We start from the raw sequence: 20791 nt of genomic DNA, 5'->3' as shown, positions 1-20791 counted from the left end.
TGGAAGTGGGCAATGTTTCCTATAGGAGCTTTCGTAAAAACAGTTTGTCAACGTGTCCGTTCATACGATGATTTTTCATCGATTATCCTCTTATATGGACAATAATTAAAAGTTGGAAACATATCAAAATATTCTATTATGGATAACTTTCTTCTCATATATTTTTCTTAACTTTGCTGAAAATTAATCCGTTAATTTTATTAAACAGCTTATAATAAATTATTTATATCATAATATAAAAAGTGTGTAATCTCAGAAAATTGAATAAAAAGAAAACTATCATATTGGACAAATGGAAATAATCAAGCGCAATGGTGAAAAGGAAGCCTACAATAATAATAAGATTTCAATAGCCATTAAAAAGAGTTTCATCAGTACCGGAAAGGAGATTGCAGACAACGAGATAGCCGGAATGGTCGGTGAAGTAGAGCAGTTCATTACAGACAACCCCGGGCTGCGCACCGTCGAGGACATACAGAACCGTGTGGAGAAATGTCTCATGGAGCACGGGCATTACGATGAAGCGAAGAATTACATCCTCTTCCGCTATCAGCGCAACGAACAGCGGCAGGCCATCAACTACATTGCCTGGGCGGCAGACGACCGCCAGCTGGCTGATGTCCTGCACCGTGTGGCACGCGAATACCGTGAAAGGTCTTACAGCATGGTGACACTTCAGGAGAAGTTCGCCAGCTTCAGCAAGCCGGGGATGTCGCACAGAGACGCCATCGACGCACTCATCAAGGCGGCGGTGGAACTGACGACACCCGAGGCTCCGGCATGGGAAATGATTTCCGCACGCATCCTTTCGTACCGCTCGGAACAGAAAATCAGTCGGCTGGAAGAGGAACTGGGGCTCAAGACCTTCTATCAGAAAGTAAGATACATGACGGAAGAAGGGCTCTACGGCGATTACATCCTTCAGAACTACGGCGAAGAGGAAATCAACGAGGCGGCCGACTTCATGCAGCCTGACCGCAATGAACTCCTGAACTTCTCCGGACTCGACCTGCTGCTGAAACGCTATGTCATCAAGAGCTATGCAGGCAAGGTGCTCGAACGTGTACAGGAGATGTTCCTCGGTATCGCACTGCATCTCGCCCTGCCGGAGAAGAAGGAAGACCGGCTTCTATGGGTACGGCGCATCTACGACCTGCTCAGCCGGCTGGAAGTGACCATGGCGACACCGACGCTCTCGAATGCCAGAAAACCGAACCATCAGCTCTCAAGCTGCTTCATAGACACTGTCCCCGACAGTCTGGACGGCATCTACCGCTCGCTGGACAACTTCTCGCAGGTGAGCAAGTTCGGCGGCGGCATGGGGATGTACTTCGGCAAGATACGTGCCACGGGGGGCAATATCCGTGGCTTCAAGGGCGTGGCGGGAGGAGTCATCCGATGGATGAAACTCGTCAACGACACCGCTGTGGCGGTAGACCAGCTGGGAATGCGGCAGGGTGCCGTGGCAGTTTACCTGGATGTATGGCACAAGGATCTGCCCGAGTTCCTGCAGCTCCGCACCAACAACGGCGACGACCGCATGAAGGCACACGACATTTTCCCGGCGATCTGCTATCCGGACCTGTTCTGGAAGATGGCCGAAGAAGACCTGAATCAGAACTGGACGCTCTTCTGTCCGAACGAAATCATGCGCATCAAGGGCTATTGCCTGGAGGACTGCTACGGCGAGGAGTGGGAACGCAGGTATCTTGACTGTGTCAACGACCAGCGTCTCTCGCGGCGTGTCATCAGCATCAAGGACATCGTCCGCCTCGTCCTCCGCTCTGCTGTAGAGACCGGAACACCGTTCACATTCAACCGGGATACAGTGAACAGGGCCAACCCCAACGGTCATAAGGGAATGATCTACTGCTCCAATCTCTGCACGGAGATAGCCCAGAACATGGCTCCCATCGAAACAATATCCAAGGAGATAGAGACGGAAGACGGTGATACCGTTGTCGTCACGAAGACCCGTCCGGGCGAGTTCGTGGTCTGCAACCTGGCAAGTCTGTCGCTTGGCAGACTGCCATTGGAGGACGAGGAGCAGATGAAAGAGAAGGTGGCGACAGTTGTCCGTGCGCTTGACAACGTCATCAGCCTCAACTTCTATCCTGTTCCCTACGCCCGGATCACCAACCAGCGGTACCGTTCCATAGGTCTGGGCGTGAGCGGTTACCACCATGCACTGGCCAAACGGCGCATCAAATGGGAGAGTGAGGATCACCTGCAGTTCATGGACAAGGTCTTCGAGACCATCAACCGGGCGGCTATCCTCGCCAGTTCTGACCTTGCCAGAGATAAAGGAAGCTATCAGTTCTTTGAAGGAAGCGACTGGCAGACGGGTGCTTACTTCGACAAGCGAGGCTATGGCAGTGCCGAATGGCAGGAGGTCCGCCGCACGGTCGCCCGGCAGGGAATGCGCAATGCCTATCTGCTTGCCGTCGCTCCGACCAGCAGTACGAGCATCATCGCAGGGACGACAGCCGGACTGGATCCCATTATGAAGCGTTTCTTCTTGGAGGAAAAGAAAGGAAGCATGCTCCCGCGGGTCGCACCGGAACTGTCTGACGAGACTTACTGGATGTACAAGAGTGCCTATCTCATCAACCAGAAGTGGAGCGTCCGCGCCTCCGGCATACGCCAGCGCCACATCGACCAGGCGCAAAGTATGAACTTATACATTACCAACGACTTCACCATGCGTCAGGTACTCGACCTCTACCTCTTCGCCTGGAAGAGCGGTGTCAAGACCCTCTACTATGTCCGCAGCAAGTCACTGGAGGTGGAAGAGTGCGAGAGCTGCGCATCGTAAGCAAGGAGTCAAGGGAGTTAAAATCATCGCTTATCACCGCTTATCACCGCCTACTAAAATATTCACACAATGGACAATAAACTGAAACGTAACAAATTATTCAATCCATCAGGCGACACCGACCTGCGCCTGAGAAGAATGATCGGTGGCAACACCACCAACCTCAACGACTTCAACAACATGAAATATTCATGGGTCAGCGACTGGTACAGACAGGCCATGAACAACTTCTGGATTCCGGAGGAAATCAACCTGTCACAGGACTTCAAAGACTATCCACGGCTCGACAAGGCAGAACGTACGGCTTACGACAAGATACTGAGCTTCCTTGTCTTCCTCGATTCCCTGCAGAGCAACAACCTGCCGACCGTCAGCGAATACATCACTGCCAACGAGGTGAACCTCTGTCTGCATATCCAGGCCTTTCAGGAGTGTATCCACAGCCAGAGTTACAGTTACATGCTCGATACCATCTGCAGTCCGGAGGAACGGAACGACATTCTCTACCAGTGGAAGACAGACGAACACCTGCTGAACCGTAACAAGTTCATCGGCGACTGCTACAACGAGTTCCATGAGAAGCGTGACAAGTTCAGCCTGATGAAGACGCTCATTGCCAACTTCATCCTCGAAGGCATCTACTTCTACAGCGGCTTCATGTTCTTCTACAACCTCAGCCGGAACGGAAAGATGTCCGGCTCGGCACAGGAAATCCGCTATATCAACCGGGATGAGAACACCCATCTCTGGCTTTTCCGCAGCATCATCCTCGAACTCAAGAAAGAGGAACCGGATATGTTCACACCCGATAGAATAAAGGTTTATGAAGACATGATGCGTGAGGGGGTACGGCAGGAAATAGCATGGGGACAGTACGTCATCGGCAATGATGTACAGGGACTGAACGAACAGATGGTATCCGATTATATCCGTTATCTCGGTAATCTCCGCTGGTCAGGCCTCGGTTTCGGCTTCCTCTATGATGACAACCGGAAAGAGCCGGAGAACATGAAATGGGTAGGGCAGTACTCCAATGCCAACATGGTAAAGACCGACTTCTTTGAAGCCAAGAGCACGGCATACGCCAAGAGCACGGCACTGGTGGATGACCTGTAGGGAGTACATGGCTGGCTTCTCTGGCAGCAGCCAGTACCACCAGAACCCATATCATCCTGTTGATAACCCTGTGGAAAAACCTGTGGATAACTCCTTCATAACCCTGTGGATATCCACACAGCTACGGAAGCAGACAGCGCATCGTGGATATCCACAGGGTTATTCACGCCGTTTTAGGGAAGTTTTACACAACTTACACGCTAAAAAAGATATAAACTTATTATCTTTGCACCGATTGTGGAAAATGTGGATAAACGGGTATAGCAGCTGATTACCAGACAGAAAATATAAACACAATCTGTCGACAAGCCGCTACCACGGATTGATAACCATTCTGCCAAGAAAACGGCAGAAAAGTTCTGCACAAATCCACAGCCTATCATACTAAAACATTCTTTTTCTTTTAAAAGAGAGAAATAAAGAATATATATGAGTTGAACGGATTAAACTGAGAATATGAAAAAGCTGAAGAATTATATAGTCTGTCTTCTGGCAATGACGGCTGTCAGTGCGTCGGCACAGTGTACATTCCGCAATACGGCTTTCAGCAGCGGCGAATACTTGACGTACAACCTCTATTACAACTGGAAGTTTATCTGGGTCAAAGCGGGTACGGCATCGTGGTACACGGTCTCGTCCACCTACAAGGGTATTCCGGCTTACCGTGCTTCGCTCACCACACGCGGGAACGGTCGGTTGGACGATTATTTCGTGCTGCGCGACACGCTTCTCACCTATAACTCGAAACAGATGGAACCGCTCTACTTCCGTAAGGGAGCCAGGGAAGGGAAGCGTTACACGGTGGATGAGGTGTTTTATTCCTATCCGAACGGCAGGAGCAGGCTGCGCCAGCACAGAATCAACAATGAAGGCAAGCATCAGTGGATGGAGCGCACCTACGATGACTGTTCTTTCGACATGATGAGCATCTTTCTCCGGGCACGCAGCTTTAATCCTGAAAGCTGGAAGAAAGGCGAGGTGGTGAAGTTCCCTATCGTAGATGGGAACAGCCGGCATGCCGCCCGAATCGTCTATTTAGGAAAGGAGAACATAAAGGCTGACAATGGTCACAAGTATCGCTGTCTACGTCTCACCTATTATGAATATGAAGACGAGAAGTGGCGCGACATTGCCAGTTTTTACGTCACTGATGACAAGAACCACATCCCCGTCCGCCTTGATATGCGCCTGAAGTTCGGTTCTGCCAAGGCCTTCCTGGTAGCGATGAAAGGCATCAACAGTCCGGTCACCTCACAGGTGAGATAGGGTGAAAATACATTCTTCTTGCTTTTATCTTAGGTAAGAAAGGCTTTCTCTTGTACCCTTTTTGTGTTACGGGAGAAAGCCTTTTTGATGTCTGCACACCCTTTACAGGCTTTTGGAAATGGCCTTATGGCAGGCCGTTTGCGTAGTATTTTGTGACGGGAATGCAACCGGTTCCGCATCCTGTCGTTGCACTGATGTCCGACACTCATCGTGTCGTCGGTCAACACCAGTCGTTTCGAGGGCGCACAACCTTACTGTTTATTGCCGGGAGGGAGCAGAGTGCAGTAAAAGAATGCAGTGCAGTGCCGAAATCCGATGCGGCTTCTATATAATTAAGGTGGCATGAAGGGTTGAGCACATTATTTTCTATGAGTACCTTATTTTTTTAGGAAAAACATTTGCAGGGACAGAATATTTATCCTACTTTTGCAGTGTGTTATATAAGTGGTACACTTGATTAGGATGAATTTGCAGACAGGCAGTCTTGTCGACCTCCTTACAAAGTATGCTTAAAATATTAATTTTAAATGATTCTATTATTTAGGCGAAAAGTTATAATACCGTAACTTGAGATCCATAAAACATACTATTATGAAAATTGGAAAATTGTTTTTCACCTATGTTTTGCTGTTGGTTTCCATGGCCGCACAAGGTCAGACATCTGTTATTTCAGGTGCGCTGGTCGATTCTCTGACTCATGAGGGAGAGCCGTTCGCTACAATCAGAGTCTACAAAGGCAGAAGAAGCGAGAAGCCGGTAGCCATGTCGGTCACGGGACAGGACGGGAAGTTCGCCCAGAAAGTGACCGGACAGGGCAGTTACCTCATCTCTTTCAGCTCGATGGGGCGCAAGGAAATCGTACGCAAGGTACAGCTGACGGCGGCAGGCGGCACGATCAGCCTCGGACAGCTTCTTGTACAGGACGATGCCAAGCAGCTGAAAGGCGTTGAGGTGGTGGCACAGAAGCCGCTGGTGAAGATGGAGACCGACAAGATGTCATATGATGTACAGTCCGACAACGATGCCAAGACGAACACGGTACTCGATATGCTTCGCAAAGTCCCGATGGTGACGGTCGACGGACAGGACAATATCACCGTCAACGGCCAGAGTTCCTTCAAGGTCTATGTGGACGGAAAACCCAACGTGATGTTCTCGGCCAGCCCGTCACAGATATTCAAGTCGATGCCGGCATCGGCCGTGAAGTCGATAGAGGTGGTTACGAACCCGGGAGCAAAATACGATGCGGAAGGTGTCGGCGGTGTGCTGAACATCGTCATGAACCATGCCGACGGTCAGGGCAAGGTGAAGTTGAACGGCTACAACGGCAATGTAAGCCTCACAGCAAGCAGCAGGGGATGGCGCACCTCAGGCTTCCTGAGCGGACAGCAGGGAAAACTTACCTACAGTGCCAACGTCATGTACAGCAAGGCCCTGGTCAACGGGACTGTAACGGAAATCAACCGTACCTCGGCCGACGGGTCACGCATGGACTACTGGCAGGAAGGGCATACACGCATCCCGTTCACGATGAACAGCATCAGCCTGGGATATGAACTTGACTCGATGAGCAACATCGGTGCTTCCGTAGGGCTTACTTCTTTCTCTATGAAGAACGACGGGCATCCTTTGACACGTTTCTCAGGCGGTCCATACGGAGCTGCGGGGTTCTCCTACGGCAACGAGATGACGATGGAGAACACCAACACGAGTTTCAACGGAAGCGTGGACTACCAGCGTTTCTTCAACAAAGATCGTACAAGCAGCCTGATGCTGAGCTATCTTTTCACAACTTCTCCGGCGGAGAACGACAACCGCCGTGTCTACGACCCGATACCGGGCAACGTGACCATTCCGTTGCACGACCTCTACTCCGAGGCGAAGACACGGGGTGCGGAGCATACGGTACAGGCGGACTTCACCACGCCGCTGGGCAAGGGACAGACGCTGAATGCCGGCCTGAAGTTCATCTCCCGTCGTAACTCGTCCGATTCAAAGTACTATGACATCACGGGCGGAAACGAGGTCTACAATGCAGCCAACAGCGTCAATTACAAGAATACACAGAACATTCTTGCCGAGTATGCCGAATACAGTGCGACGCTGGGCAAGTTCGGAGCAAAGGCCGGCCTGCGCTATGAACATACATGGGAGAACGTGGAGTTCATCGTCGGTCCGGGCAGCGACTTCAAGAAGAACTACGGTAATCTGGTGCCGTCGGCCAGTCTTACTTATAATATCTCGGCAGGATTCAACATCGGTGTGAACTACGGAATGCGCATCACCCGCCCCGGAATCAGCTATCTCAACCCGTATGTCGACCGTTCCAACCCGACGGTGCTGAGCTATGGCAACCCGGACCTGGCCGTTGAGAAAAGCCATAATATAAGTTTTGTCTTCAACTACTTCACACCGAAGTTCATGGTCAACATGACGTTGGGAGAATCGTTTGCCAACAACCAGATCGAGCAGTATTCCTTCATGGACGGGACGGTTCTGAACACTACCTACGGCAATATCGTACGCAGCCGCTGGACGAATTTCACTACTTTCATGAACTATGCCCTCACGCCGAAGACCCGTATCATGTTCAACGGAGGAGTCGATTACGGTGACATCCGTTCCAACCAGCTGGGCGAACACAGCCATGGATGGCAGGCCACGGGATTCCTGGGACTGCAGCAGACCTTGCCGTGGAAGCTGAAATGGAGTATGTTCGTGGGTGGACTGACGAAGAAATATTCCCTGCAGGGGTATAACGGCGGCTTCAATATGTTCAACACGTCGCTTTCGAAGAGTCTTGTCAAGGACAAGCTCGACATCAGTCTGATGTATTTCGTACCGCTGACGGGCAAGATCAAGATCAGCCAGTACAGCCGTGGAGCCGGCTTCGAGAACCGTATGAACATCCGGATTCCAGCCCAGCAGGTGGCATTGACCGTCACCTGGAACTTCGGAAACACCAAGAAGCAGTTCCAGACACACAAGAGCAACATTTCGAACGACTTCCAGGAAAAGAAGAACGACCAGCAGATGAACGGCATGGGAATGGGTGCCGGCGGCGGTATGTAAAGTCATGGAAGAATATATGTAACTATCTTGTAGAAAGCATATTGGCAATCACACAAGCAGGTGTCACACAATTTTGTGTGACACCTGCTTGTGTGATTGCCGTTTTATTACTATATTTGCATTCGTAAAACAAACTGAAAACGTAACGTCATGTGCAGGAAATTTGTTTATGGTGTGGCGGTCTCCGATTACAACTTCATTGGAAGGTCGCAGGAAACGAAACGGCTCCTGAATGATTTCAGGGGCGGCATCAACGTCATACTGATGTCCCCGCGACGGTTGGGAAAGACTTCCCTGGTGAAACACGTGTGTGGCAGACTCGAGCCGGACGACAACATCCTTACGGTTTATCTGGACATCTTCGGCTGTAAAAGTGAGTACGACTTTTACAACAGGCTGGCATCGGAAGTGTTGAAGCAGACCGCTTCGCAGCGGAGCATGTGGCTTGAAGAAGCCCGGGACTTCCTGTACAGACTTACACCGCGGATTTCCTTCAGCCCTGAACCGAACAGCGATTTTGCCATTTCTTTAGGGATAACACCGAAGACGCATACGCCTGAAGAGGTGCTCGGAATGGTCGAGAAGATTGCCGTGAGGAAAGGAAAACATATCGTCGTCTGCATAGATGAATTCCAGCAGATAGGCGAAATGGCCGACAGCAAACAGGTACAGGCACGGCTGAGGAGTGTCTGGCAGCACCAGCAGCACGTGTCCTACTGTCTTTTCGGTAGTAAGCATCACTTGATGGGCAGCATCTTCCTGCACCACAGTATGCCTTTCTATCAGTTCGGCGACCTGATAGCATTGGACAAGATTCCGACGGCCGAATGGGTGGAATATATTGTCAGCCACTTTGCAGACGGCAAAAGGACCATCAGCACAGCTCTGGCAGAGGAAATCTGCAGGTTCACGGACAATTATTCGGCTTATGTACAGCAGTTGTCCTGGCTTGTTTACACACAGAAAGAGGAAGGGGAGCGTGTGGACGAGGCCGACATAAAACAGGCTTCGGAGGATCTTCTTGCTACGAATGAAGTGCTTTTCATGCAGATGGTGGAGCCGCTCTCAGGATATCAGCTTAACTTCCTGCGTGCGATCTGCACCGGTGTCACAAAGAATTTTACACTGTCGGAAGTCCGGGAGAAGTACCATTTAGGCAGCTATTCCAATGTGAACCGGCTGAAGACAGCCCTTCTGGAACGTGACCTGATAGAAAAGGAAGGAGAAGAACTGAAAATAACCGACCCTGTTTTCCACAAGTGGTTCCAAAGGAGAATGATGGTATAATTCTGAGTTTCCTATTCATCTAAGTGTACATGACGATGATATAGCCTCAAGCTTCATATTCAGCATGTTCAAGGCGATTATATAACTTCAAACTTCATATTCATTAAGTAGGGTGTGTCAAAATGCAGATGAATAACTTGACAACTTTCAAACTATAAGCAGGTTTTTCCTACAACAAAGAAAAGACCATTTCTTTACTCAGAATCGAGTACAGAAATGGTCATTTCTATTGGATTGTTTCAAACTGTGAGATTATCAAAATGGTATTTGCATTTTGACACACCCTCTACACTTACAACATGTTGTGATTTGCTTGAAAATTCCTACCTTTGTGGTAGCAACAACAACTTGTTAATGCGGTAAACAATCCAGCCGGCAGTTGTGATTTGCTTGAAAATTCCTACCTTTGTGGTAGCAACAACAACCGTTCTCGCCGCCGGTGTTGTTCAGCACCAGTTGTGATTTGCTTGAAAATTCCTACCTTTGTGGTAGCAACAACAACTTATCCATCAACCGTCAAAATTGGTACAAAGTTGTGATTTGCTTGAAAATTCCTACCTTTGTGGTAGCAACAACAACATACAAGCAAGAGGTGTCAATTCATAACCGTTGTGATTTGCTTGAAAATTCCTACCTTTGTGGTAGCAACAACAACATACAAGCAAGAGGTGTCAATTCATAACCGTTGTGATTTGCTTGAAAATTCCTACCTTTGTGGTAGCAACAACAACTTCAGCAGCAGACACAATAGTGTCGACACCGTTGTGATTTGCTTGAAAATTCCTACCTTTGTGGTAGCAACAACAACTTAACGCAGAATAAGAAGAAAAAAGGGTTGGTTGTGATTTGCTTGAAAATTCCTACCTTTGTGGTAGCAACAACAACTGATAGATTCCTTACCAACAACCTTGCCATGTTGTGATTTGCTTGAAAATTCCTACCTTTGTGGTAGCAACAACAACACGAACCAAAAAATTAAAAGCCGGATAGTCGTTGTGATTTGCTTGAAAATTCCTACCTTTGTGGTAGCAACAACAACTGCGCATGCCTGACGAGTACTACGGACTGGGTTGTGATTTGCTTGAAAATTCCTACCTTTGTGGTAGCAACAACAACCGTTCGGCTTCAGAACTCGCATGCACTCGTGTTGTGATTTGCTTGAAAATTCCTACCTTTGTGGTAGCAACAACAACTTCTGATGGAAACTACTGGTGTAGGACTATGTTGTGATTTGCTTGAAAATTCCTACCTTTGTGGTAGCAACAACAACACGGTCGCGCACCGAACTGGACATCATAGCGTTGTGATTTGCTTGAAAATTCCTACCTTTGTGGTAGCAACAACAACACCAGACAGCATCTTGTCGAGGATCTGCTTGTTGTGATTTGCTTGAAAATTCCTACCTTTGTGGTAGCAACAACAACGGGGGGCTTATTAAGCCCCCCTACACCCCTGTTGTGATTTGCTTGAAAATTCCTACCTTTGTGGTAGCAACAACAACACGGCCTGGAAAGAATTTTGGGCGATTATAGTTGTGATTTGCTTGAAAATTCCTACCTTTGTGGTAGCAACAACAACCAGACGGGAACGTAAACCTCGAAGTCATAGTTGTGATTTGCTTGAAAATTCCTACCTTTGTGGTAGCAACAACAACAACAGCCTGCTTGAGTTCAGACGAAGAGATGTTGTGATTTGCTTGAAAATTCCTACCTTTGTGGTAGCAACAACAACTTTAAAGCAGACGGTACTTTGAAAGTTCAAGTTGTGATTTGCTTGAAAATTCCTACCTTTGTGGTAGCAACAACAACTTGACAGCCTGCAGAGGCACACCAGCAGCAGTTGTGATTTGCTTGAAAATTCCTACCTTTGTGGTAGCAACAACAACACAAATGATGGAGACAACACACGAATCCATGTTGTGATTTGCTTGAAAATTCCTACCTTTGTGGTAGCAACAACAACAAAGTAGAAGAGGAGATAGAAAGGCCATTGAGTTGTGATTTGCTTGAAAATTCCTACCTTTGTGGTAGCAACAACAACGTTCATCAATCAGATACTGCTTGGTCGCTTGTTGTGATTTGCTTGAAAATTCCTACCTTTGTGGTAGCAACAACAACATCAATAAAGATCATAATTTCAATAAATTGTTGTGATTTGCTTGAAAATTCCTACCTTTGTGGTAGCAACAACAACGGCGTGGACGATGCCACCCTCCAGCGGATTGTTGTGATTTGCTTGAAAATTCCTACCTTTGTGGTAGCAACAACAACGTGAGAGCAAATAATGATGCTTTCTCCTCAGTTGTGATTTGCTTGAAAATTCCTACCTTTGTGGTAGCAACAACAACCTTGACGAATGGAGAATGTGACGGCATTCCGTTGTGATTTGCTTGAAAATTCCTACCTTTGTGGTAGCAACAACAACGGGGGGCTTATAAAGCCCCCCTACACCCCTGTTGTGATTTGCTTGAAAATTCCTACCTTTGTGGTAGCAACAACAACAGACGCACGCATATCAGCTATACGGCGTTCGTTGTGATTTGCTTGAAAATTCCTACCTTTGTGGTAGCAACAACAACCAAAGCAGCAACACTCAATCCTGCATCTTGTTGTGATTTGCTTGAAAATTCCTACCTTTGTGGTAGCAACAACAACGCCTAATTGAGGGTAACGCAGGAGCTGTTTGTTGTGATTTGCTTGAAAATTCCTACCTTTGTGGTAGCAACAACAACTACAGTAGCATTGGACGATGCTGCGGAGAAGTTGTGATTTGCTTGAAAATTCCTACCTTTGTGGTAGCAACAACAACAAACACATCTTCGGATTATACCAGGCACGCGTTGTGATTTGCTTGAAAATTCCTACCTTTGTGGTAGCAACAACAACGAGGAAACTAATAATGTAGAAACTGCTTAGTTGTGATTTGCTTGAAAATTCCTACCTTTGTGGTAGCAACAACAACAGTTAGCTCAACGATAGACTTGTAAAGCGAGTTGTGATTTGCTTGAAAATTCCTACCTTTGTGGTAGCAACAACAACATCTGATAGTGATTTTATAAAATACCCGAAGTTGTGATTTGCTTGAAAATTCCTACCTTTGTGGTAGCAACAACAACTAAAATCAAAACTCATAAAATATTTATTTTGTTGTGATTTGCTTGAAAATTCCTACCTTTGTGGTAGCAACAACAACGATGAGACAGGAACAGGTTTTGGAATTCTAGTTGTGATTTGCTTGAAAATTCCTACCTTTGTGGTAGCAACAACAACCTAAATCAAACGGTTAGACACTGAATCAGGGTTGTGATTTGCTTGAAAATTCCTACCTTTGTGGTAGCAACAACAACTCGTAGCCGAGGGCATCGAAATCAACAGACGGTTGTGATTTGCTTGAAAATTCCTACCTTTGTGGTAGCAACAACAACGACTTACCTTGCTTAATCAAGTTGTCACGTGTTGTGATTTGCTTGAAAATTCCTACCTTTGTGGTAGCAACAACAACTGAAATACGTAACAAAGCAATAAGGAATATGTTGTGATTTGCTTGAAAATTCCTACCTTTGTGGTAGCAACAACAACTGATAATTACGAACCAAACGAAAGAGACTAGGTTGTGATTTGCTTGAAAATTCCTACCTTTGTGGTAGCAACAACAACTTGGTTTCAATACAGATAATAACGAGTTCTGTTGTGATTTGCTTGAAAATTCCTACCTTTGTGGTAGCAACAACAACTTGGTTTCAATACGGATAATAACGAGTTCTGTTGTGATTTGCTTGAAAATTCCTACCTTTGTGGTAGCAACAACAACATGATAGATGTATTTATACCGTCATACCAGTTGTGATTTGCTTGAAAATTCCTACCTTTGTGGTAGCAACAACAACCATAGACAAATAACCTTCTGCCTTTCTTTCGTTGTGATTTGCTTGAAAATTCCTACCTTTGTGGTAGCAACAACAACTCAAGTTAAACACGAACGGCGCAGAATGAGGTTGTGATTTGCTTGAAAATTCCTACCTTTGTGGTAGCAACAACAACAGGCAAGAACTTCAAGGACATCCCGACATGTTGTGATTTGCTTGAAAATTCCTACCTTTGTGGTAGCAACAACAACTTGCAAAGGCGAACGGCAGTCTTACAGCAAGTTGTGATTTGCTTGAAAATTCCTACCTTTGTGGTAGCAACAACAACAGGTTGACCAAAGCGTCAAGCACCTCATTGTTGTGATTTGCTTGAAAATTCCTACCTTTGTGGTAGCAACAACAACTCATGGCCGGATGCATGAGAACCTCCTTCTAGTTGTGATTTGCTTGAAAATTCCTACCTTTGTGGTAGCAACAACAACATCGTAGAAAGGATGTCTATTTCACAGATGTTGTGATTTGCTTGAAAATTCCTACCTTTGTGGTAGCAACAACAACGTGTAACAAATTGACGGTTACAAAACAGTGTTGTGATTTGCTTGAAAATTCCTACCTTTGTGGTAGCAACAACAACTAACAAGCGAGGGCAGCAAGTAACCTATTTGGTTGTGATTTGCTTGAAAATTCCTACCTTTGTGGTAGCAACAACAACTCTATCTTGTGCGTTTCACTCACTTCTGCTGTTGTGATTTGCTTGAAAATTCCTACCTTTGTGGTAGCAACAACAACAGCTGCAACGGTATCGACAGGCGAGACCTGGTTGTGATTTGCTTGAAAATTCCTACCTTTGTGGTAGCAACAACAACCGAGGGATGAACCCAAAGGATTCGCCATCAGTTGTGATTTGCTTGAAAATTCCTACCTTTGTGGTAGCAACAACAACGGGGGTCTGAATCAGACCCCCTACACCCCCGTTGTGATTTGCTTGAAAATTCCTACCTTTGTGGTAGCAACAACAACCGCTGACCGGTCTTGATGCTCTGACGAGACGTTGTGATTTGCTTGAAAATTCCTACCTTTGTGGTAGCAACAACAACTCCGACCATCAAATTTCAACTTCTCACCCTGTTGTGATTTGCTTGAAAATTCCTACCTTTGTGGTAGCAACAACAACCGCTGACCAGACTTGATACTCTGACGAGAAGTTGTGATTTGCTTGAAAATTCCTACCTTTGTGGTAGCAACAACAACGCATAGAATAGAGGCGCTCTATGAAAGATGTTGTGATTTGCTTGAAAATTCCTACCTTTGTGGTAGCAACAACAACAATCGGGGTATATGGCAGTCATCCCAAGCAGTTGTGATTTGCTTGAAAATTCCTACCTTTGTGGTAGCAACAACAACTTTTTTAACAAATCAGAAGAACGAAGATAAGTTGTGATTTGCTTGAAAATTCCTACCTTTGTGGTAGCAACAACAACGACATTACGAGTTGGGAAGTAGTTGTCGAAGTTGTGATTTGCTTGAAAATTCCTACCTTTGTGGTAGCAACAACAACTCGATGAGCGGAAGTACGGTGCTGCTATCGGTTGTGATTTGCTTGAAAATTCCTACCTTTGTGGTAGCAACAACAACCATGCGGAACTGATATACACCGTCAGATATGTTGTGATTTGCTTGAAAATTCCTACCTTTGTGGTAGCAACAACAACCGCACGTTTTTGCTATTGGTCAAGTCTTGGTTGTGATTTGCTTGAAAATTCCTACCTTTGTGGTAGCAACAACAACGCATGCGTCAGGCGCAACATGTCCGACTGAAGTTGTGATTTGCTTGAAAATTCCTACCTTTGTGGTAGCAACAACAACGTCAAGTGCCTTGCCTTGATTTGCGCCAAGGTTGTGATTTGCTTGAAAATTCCTACCTTTGTGGTAGCAACAACAACCAACATACAGGACTATACTGGGACAAAGGGGTTGTGATTTGCTTGAAAATTCCTACCTTTGTGGTAGCAACAACAACTGAAGCACTCTATAGGTCGTTAACTGAGGCGTTGTGATTTGCTTGAAAATTCCTACCTTTGTGGTAGCAACAACAACGCACTCGGGATTCACACAGATTGATTTATGTTGTGATTTGCTTGAAAATTCCTACCTTTGTGGTAGCAACAACAACTTGTCTGATACGGCTTTCTTAAGAGTATAGTTGTGATTTGCTTGAAAATTCCTACCTTTGTGGTAGCAACAACAACCGGCATAACAGCATTGCGCACTAGCTGTCTGTTGTGATTTGCTTGAAAATTCCTACCTTTGTGGTAGCAACAACAACAAAACGAAAGGCGCAGAATGCGACGAACGGGTTGTGATTTGCTTGAAAATTCCTACCTTTGTGGTAGCAACAACAACGACCTGACGATCAAAAAGGTCAGAAAAATTGTTGTGATTTGCTTGAAAATTCCTACCTTTGTGGTAGCAACAACAACCTATCAAAATAGCCCAACTGAGGGTAACGGTTGTGATTTGCTTGAAAATTCCTACCTTTGTGGTAGCAACAACAACTACGAGAAGTATCATTATCCAAACGAATACGTTGTGATTTGCTTGAAAATTCCTACCTTTGTGGTAGCAACAACAACTAAATCCCCATTCAGAAGGACCAAATCCTTGTTGTGATTTGCTTGAAAATTCCTACCTTTGTGGTAGCAACAACAACCTCAAGGACTTTTAAAAACGTCTTTAGGGAGTTGTGATTTGCTTGAAAATTCCTACCTTTGTGGTAGCAACAACAACGCTGAAGCAGCATTGGAAAGGAATTGTCCTGTTGTGATTTGCTTGAAAATTCCTACCTTTGTGGTAGCAACAACAACTGAGCCTGAATCTTCCGTTGCCGCATCAAAGTTGTGATTTGCTTGAAAATTCCTACCTTTGTGGTAGCAACAACAACAGTGATTCAACAGTATAGGCATCATACGGCGTTGTGATTTGCTTGAAAATTCCTACCTTTGTGGTAGCAACAACAACTGTGGATGTGGTGACGGCGCAGTCTATTGCGTTGTGATTTGCTTGAAAATTCCTACCTTTGTGGTAGCAACAACAACGCCATCGTCAAAGTTACACAGACGGAAGTCGTTGTGATTTGCTTGAAAATTCCTACCTTTGTGGTAGCAACAACAACTACACCGGCCAGCGGTATATCTCCTTTTTTGTTGTGATTTGCTTGAAAATTCCTACCTTTGTGGTAGCAACAACAACCGTAAGAGGAAGTAGTAGCACCGCTGGCGGTTGTGATTTGCTTGAAAATTCCTACCTTTGTGGTAGCAACAACAACCTCAACCTGCCTCATGACAGTAACAGGCTCGGTTGTGATTTGCTTGAAAATTCCTACCTTTGTGGTAGCAACAACAACTACACCGGCCAGCGGTATATCTCCTTTTTTGTTGTGATTTGCTTGAAAATTCCTACCTTTGTGGTAGCAACAACAACAAGTTAACAAGTGACTGCACCACGTAATTGTTGTGATTTGCTTGAAAATTCCTACCTTTGTGGTAGCAACAACAACGAGAATCTGTTTCCAGTCATAGTTGGACTTGTTGTGATTTGCTTGAAAATTCCTACCTTTGTGGTAGCAACAACAACCTCGTTCAGGCAAAAAAGAATCGGTCTGCTGTTGTGATTTGCTTGAAAATTCCTACCTTTGTGGTAGCAACAACAACATGACGCACGTAGCGAACTCCTTACGCATCGTTGTGATTTGCTTGAAAATTCCTACCTTTGTGGTAGCAACAACAACTGTAAAGTTATTGTCATGAGGTTCAGAAGGTTGTGATTTGCTTGAAAATTCCTACCTTTGTGGTAGCAACAACAACAGTCGTCAGGATAGGTGTAATAGCAGTATGTTGTGATTTGCTTGAAAATTCCTACCTTTGTGGTAGCAACAACAACGGGGGGCTTAATAAGCCCCCTACACCCCTGTTGTGATTTGCTTGAAAATTCCTACCTTTGTGGTAGCAACAACAACAGACGAGCCGTAGACACGACCATGGTTGTCGTTGTGATTTGCTTGAAAATTCCTACCTTTGTGGTAGCAACAACAACACATCAATCAGATACTGCTTCGTTGCATCGGTTGTGATTTGCTTGAAAATTCCTACCTTTGTGGTAGCAACAACAACACCACGGAATACGTTATACAACCGGCGGCCGTTGTGATTTGCTTGAAAATTCCTACCTTTGTGGTAGCAACAACAACGTAGATGGCAGTCATGCCGATCAGGAAACCGTTGTGATTTGCTTGAAAATTCCTACCTTTGTGGTAGCAACAACAACCATCTGGAATTGATACACGCCATCCGACATGTTGTGATTTGCTTGAAAATTCCTACCTTTGTGGTAGCAACAACAACAAGTTAACAAGTGACTGCACCACGGAGTTGTTGTGATTTGCTTGAAAATTCCTACCTTTGTGGTAGCAACAACAACAACAAATGAAGCAACGTCATGCGTGACAGCGTTGTGATTTGCTTGAAAATTCCTACCTTTGTGGTAGCAACAACAACTGAATCGGATAAAGGATCTTTTCAAGCTTGTTGTGATTTGCTTGAAAATTCCTACCTTTGTGGTAGCAACAACAACAGACGAGCCGTAGACACGACCATGGTTGTCGTTGTGATTTGCTTGAAAATTCCTACCTTTGTGGTAGCAACAACAACAGAATCTGTTTCCAGTCATAGTTGGACTTGTTGTGATTTGCTTGAAAATTCCTACCTTTGTGGTAGCAACAACAACGCACATCAATCAGATACTGCTTCGTTGCATGTTGTGATTTGCTTGAAAATTCCTACCTTTGTGGTAGCAACAACAACTGAAATCAAAATCAGAAACAGACGAAGACGTTGTGATTTGCTTGAAAATTCCTACCTTTGTGGTAGCAACAACAACTGGGGGGCTTAATAAGCCCCCTACACCCCTGTTGTGATTTGCTTGAAAATTCCTACCTTTGTGGTAGCAACAACAACTCCAGCTGCCGTCACCGGACAGCATCTTGGTTGTGATTTGCTTGAAAATTCCTACCTTTGTGGTAGCAACAACAACGGGGGGCTTAATAAGCCCCCTACACCCCTGTTGTGATTTGCTTGAAAATTCCTACCTTTGTGGTAGCAACAACAACCGATATGCCATTGAAGAGTTTTCCGGCAGAAGTTGTGATTTGCTTGAAAATTCCTACCTTTGTGGTAGCAACAACAACAGACTTTCGACGCTGAAGTCGTTGAACTTCGTTGTGATTTGCTTGAAAATTCCTACCTTTGTGGTAGCAACAACAACCTGAATCGGATAAAGGATCTTTTCAAGTTTGTTGTGATTTGCTTGAAAATTCCTACCTTTGTGGTAGCAACAACAACTCATTGAAGACAAATGGTTGACTATCAGATGGATGGGTTGTCGTTTGGAAAATAAAAAATACCACAAGGCAAAAGTCCTACACTTTAAGGTGTGGGACTTTTTGCTTACTATGACATAAGGAATAAGAAAAATATGATACTTCTTGTCTGTTTTACCATTACTTCTACGAAACTCTTATTGAAGGTGCATTTTAAACTATTGTTGTTCGGAAAATAATGCTTGAAATTCCTATAGCCTTTGTTTACCGGAAATACAGGCACATTTATCCAGTTTTATTTTGTTTCAAGTAGTAACCGTTACAGGAAACTATAATCTGAATGACTTTTATCCAAACATTCAGAGAAAGATACTCCAACTGATACTTTTATCCTTAATTCCGTAACTAAACACGTAATTTATTATTAATATGTATTATAAGTATCTGAGGAACAATAAGTTCCTAAAAATTTTGCTATCTGTATGATTTTCACTGACTTTATGGTGCAGAACAAATAGTACGATTGCTGACACTAGGGGAAGATCTGTGTTTGTCTTCCAAAACGTCACGCACTTATTTCCCAACCAACGTAAATCAATGTTGCATATAACTTGATACGTGATACAGATCCTTTGACATCCCATAAATATCAAAGAGCTTCATCTACGCATTTAACGGAAGAGCCCACTTTTCACAGGTTTTAGTCTAAAAGAGTTCCAATTGCTGTCCGGGAGCATTGGGAGGCTTCGGCTTTTCCCCGTAGAAAAGCTGTATATTGGCGAATTGTTTATCCGTAATACACAGTATGCCAACTTTCCCGATCTTAGGGAGCATTGCCCGAACCCGTCTCATGTGGACTTCGGCATTCTCCATACTCGCACAATGGCGTACGTAAATAGAGAACTGGAACATAGTGAATCCATCTTTCATCAAGGACTTACGGAAGTCAGCATAGGCTTTCTTCTCCTTCTTGGTTTCCGTAGGCAGGTCGAAGAACACGAGAATCCACATAATCCGATATTCACTGAAACGATCAAGCCGCATCATGATAACCTACATTTTCGGATAGCTGACACGTCGGATTTCTCCCGAGAAACATTTGACAAGAGAGGGCGTCGTCTGATGTGCGGCAATCATCAACGGACTTCGTTTTCCATTGACGACAACATCCAGCATGGGGATGATCAAAAGCTGCATCTTCAGTTCTTTCGTCAGAACCGATATATCCTCATTACGACGGATGATGTCGATGACCAGCTGGTCGACATACGGGCGGTATGGTTCCATCACATCATCGGCCAGACAATAAGCATTATAACGGTTATGATGATGATACCCAGTGTGGGCAACAGTCCGCTTCCCACCAATGACCGGGCTATGACAGCTCTCAGGATGGCATAACCGTAATTGAGCAGATGGTTGTGTGGTGCCCCGTCCCTGTCACGGACGAAGCCGGGATGACCTGCAAAAAGGTTCTTCCAGTAATATGCGGCGGCTCTCCCTTCGAGATTGTCGGTGTCGCCGCTGCGTACGTCATTCGCCCACGCACGCATACAGCCGGTGTTCTTGTCCGTGTTTGCATGCAATACACGCTCCTGGTTGAGAATCTTCTGCTTTACCGTCTGCTGCCAGAGCTGTTTGCGCAAAGGAAGAGAGGCGTCCAGCTGTAAGCGGAACCGCTCGTTCTGTGTCGTGTTCCCGCACAAAGGGAGGAGCAGCCCGACCGGCATCCCCTTCTGGTCGCAGGTGATGACGGCACAGTTGTTTTCCAGCAGCGCTTCCAGGACTTCTGACGTAACCGTGATGCGCCGGTTGTCGAGCATCACCACCCCAATATCTTCTATCGGGATGGTGCGCTCGGCTTCTTTTTTCATCCTCTGCGGCAGCGTCTCATTGTTCTCCACTTCAGGCAGCCGGAGCACCAGCTGCGCATTGCCCAGGCTCAGATAGGCAGGGCTGCTGAAACAAAGGGTCTTCTTTATCATGGTTCTGTGCG

6 protein-coding genes, 1 pseudogene and 1 CRISPR repeat array are annotated in these 20791 nt (G+C 45.7%); of the genes and pseudogenes, 5 read left to right on the top strand and 2 right to left on the bottom strand.

Translation table 11 applies throughout. From position 1 onward, the window contains the following. The first annotated feature begins 292 nt into the window (after positions 1-292). From J4864_RS05435 to J4864_RS05415, 5 genes are all read left to right on the top strand, one after another. Positions 293-2815, top strand: coding sequence for a ribonucleoside-diphosphate reductase subunit alpha (locus J4864_RS05435; protein WP_211814004.1), 2523 nt, complete (start codon positions 293-295; stop codon positions 2813-2815). 69 nt (positions 2816-2884) lie between these two features. Beyond that, positions 2885-3931 (top strand): ribonucleotide-diphosphate reductase subunit beta, encoded by a 1047-nt coding sequence (locus J4864_RS05430; protein WP_211814003.1) that lies wholly within the window; start codon positions 2885-2887, stop codon positions 3929-3931. Positions 3932-4387: 456 nt separating this feature from the next. After that, positions 4388-5197, top strand: a complete 810-nt coding sequence (locus tag J4864_RS05425; protein ID WP_007367771.1) for a DUF3108 domain-containing protein — start codon at positions 4388-4390, stop codon at positions 5195-5197. A gap of 591 nt (positions 5198-5788) precedes the next feature. Beyond that, a complete protein-coding gene (locus J4864_RS05420) occupies positions 5789-8269 on the top strand; it encodes an outer membrane beta-barrel family protein (RefSeq protein ID WP_211814002.1) in 2481 nt (826 codons plus the stop codon). 150 nt (positions 8270-8419) lie between these two features. Continuing rightward, complete coding sequence (locus J4864_RS05415; protein ID WP_211814001.1) at positions 8420-9556, top strand: AAA family ATPase; 1137 nt, start codon at positions 8420-8422, stop codon at positions 9554-9556. A 301-nt stretch (positions 9557-9857) separates the two neighbouring features. Further along, a CRISPR array of direct repeats spans positions 9858-18817; the repeat unit is 47 nt; unit sequence GTTGTGATTTGCTTGAAAATTCCTACCTTTGTGGTAGCAACAACAAC. Between the two features lie 683 nt (positions 18818-19500). Here J4864_RS05415 and cas2 read toward each other — a convergent pair. After that, on the bottom strand, positions 19501-19842 hold the full coding sequence (cas2, locus tag J4864_RS05410; protein WP_211814000.1) for a CRISPR-associated endonuclease Cas2: 342 nt from the start codon (positions 19840-19842) through the stop codon (positions 19501-19503). Between the two features lie 6 nt (positions 19843-19848). Beyond that, a pseudogene (gene cas1 / locus J4864_RS05405) lies at positions 19849-20780 on the bottom strand (type II CRISPR-associated endonuclease Cas1). Positions 20781-20791: the final 11 nt, after the last annotated feature.

The organism is Prevotella multiformis, assembly GCF_018127985.1.
GTDB classification, from domain to species: domain Bacteria; phylum Bacteroidota; class Bacteroidia; order Bacteroidales; family Bacteroidaceae; genus Prevotella; species Prevotella multiformis.
Note: the sequence above shows the minus strand (reverse complement) of the source record. Positions and strands in the feature narration are given on the sequence as shown.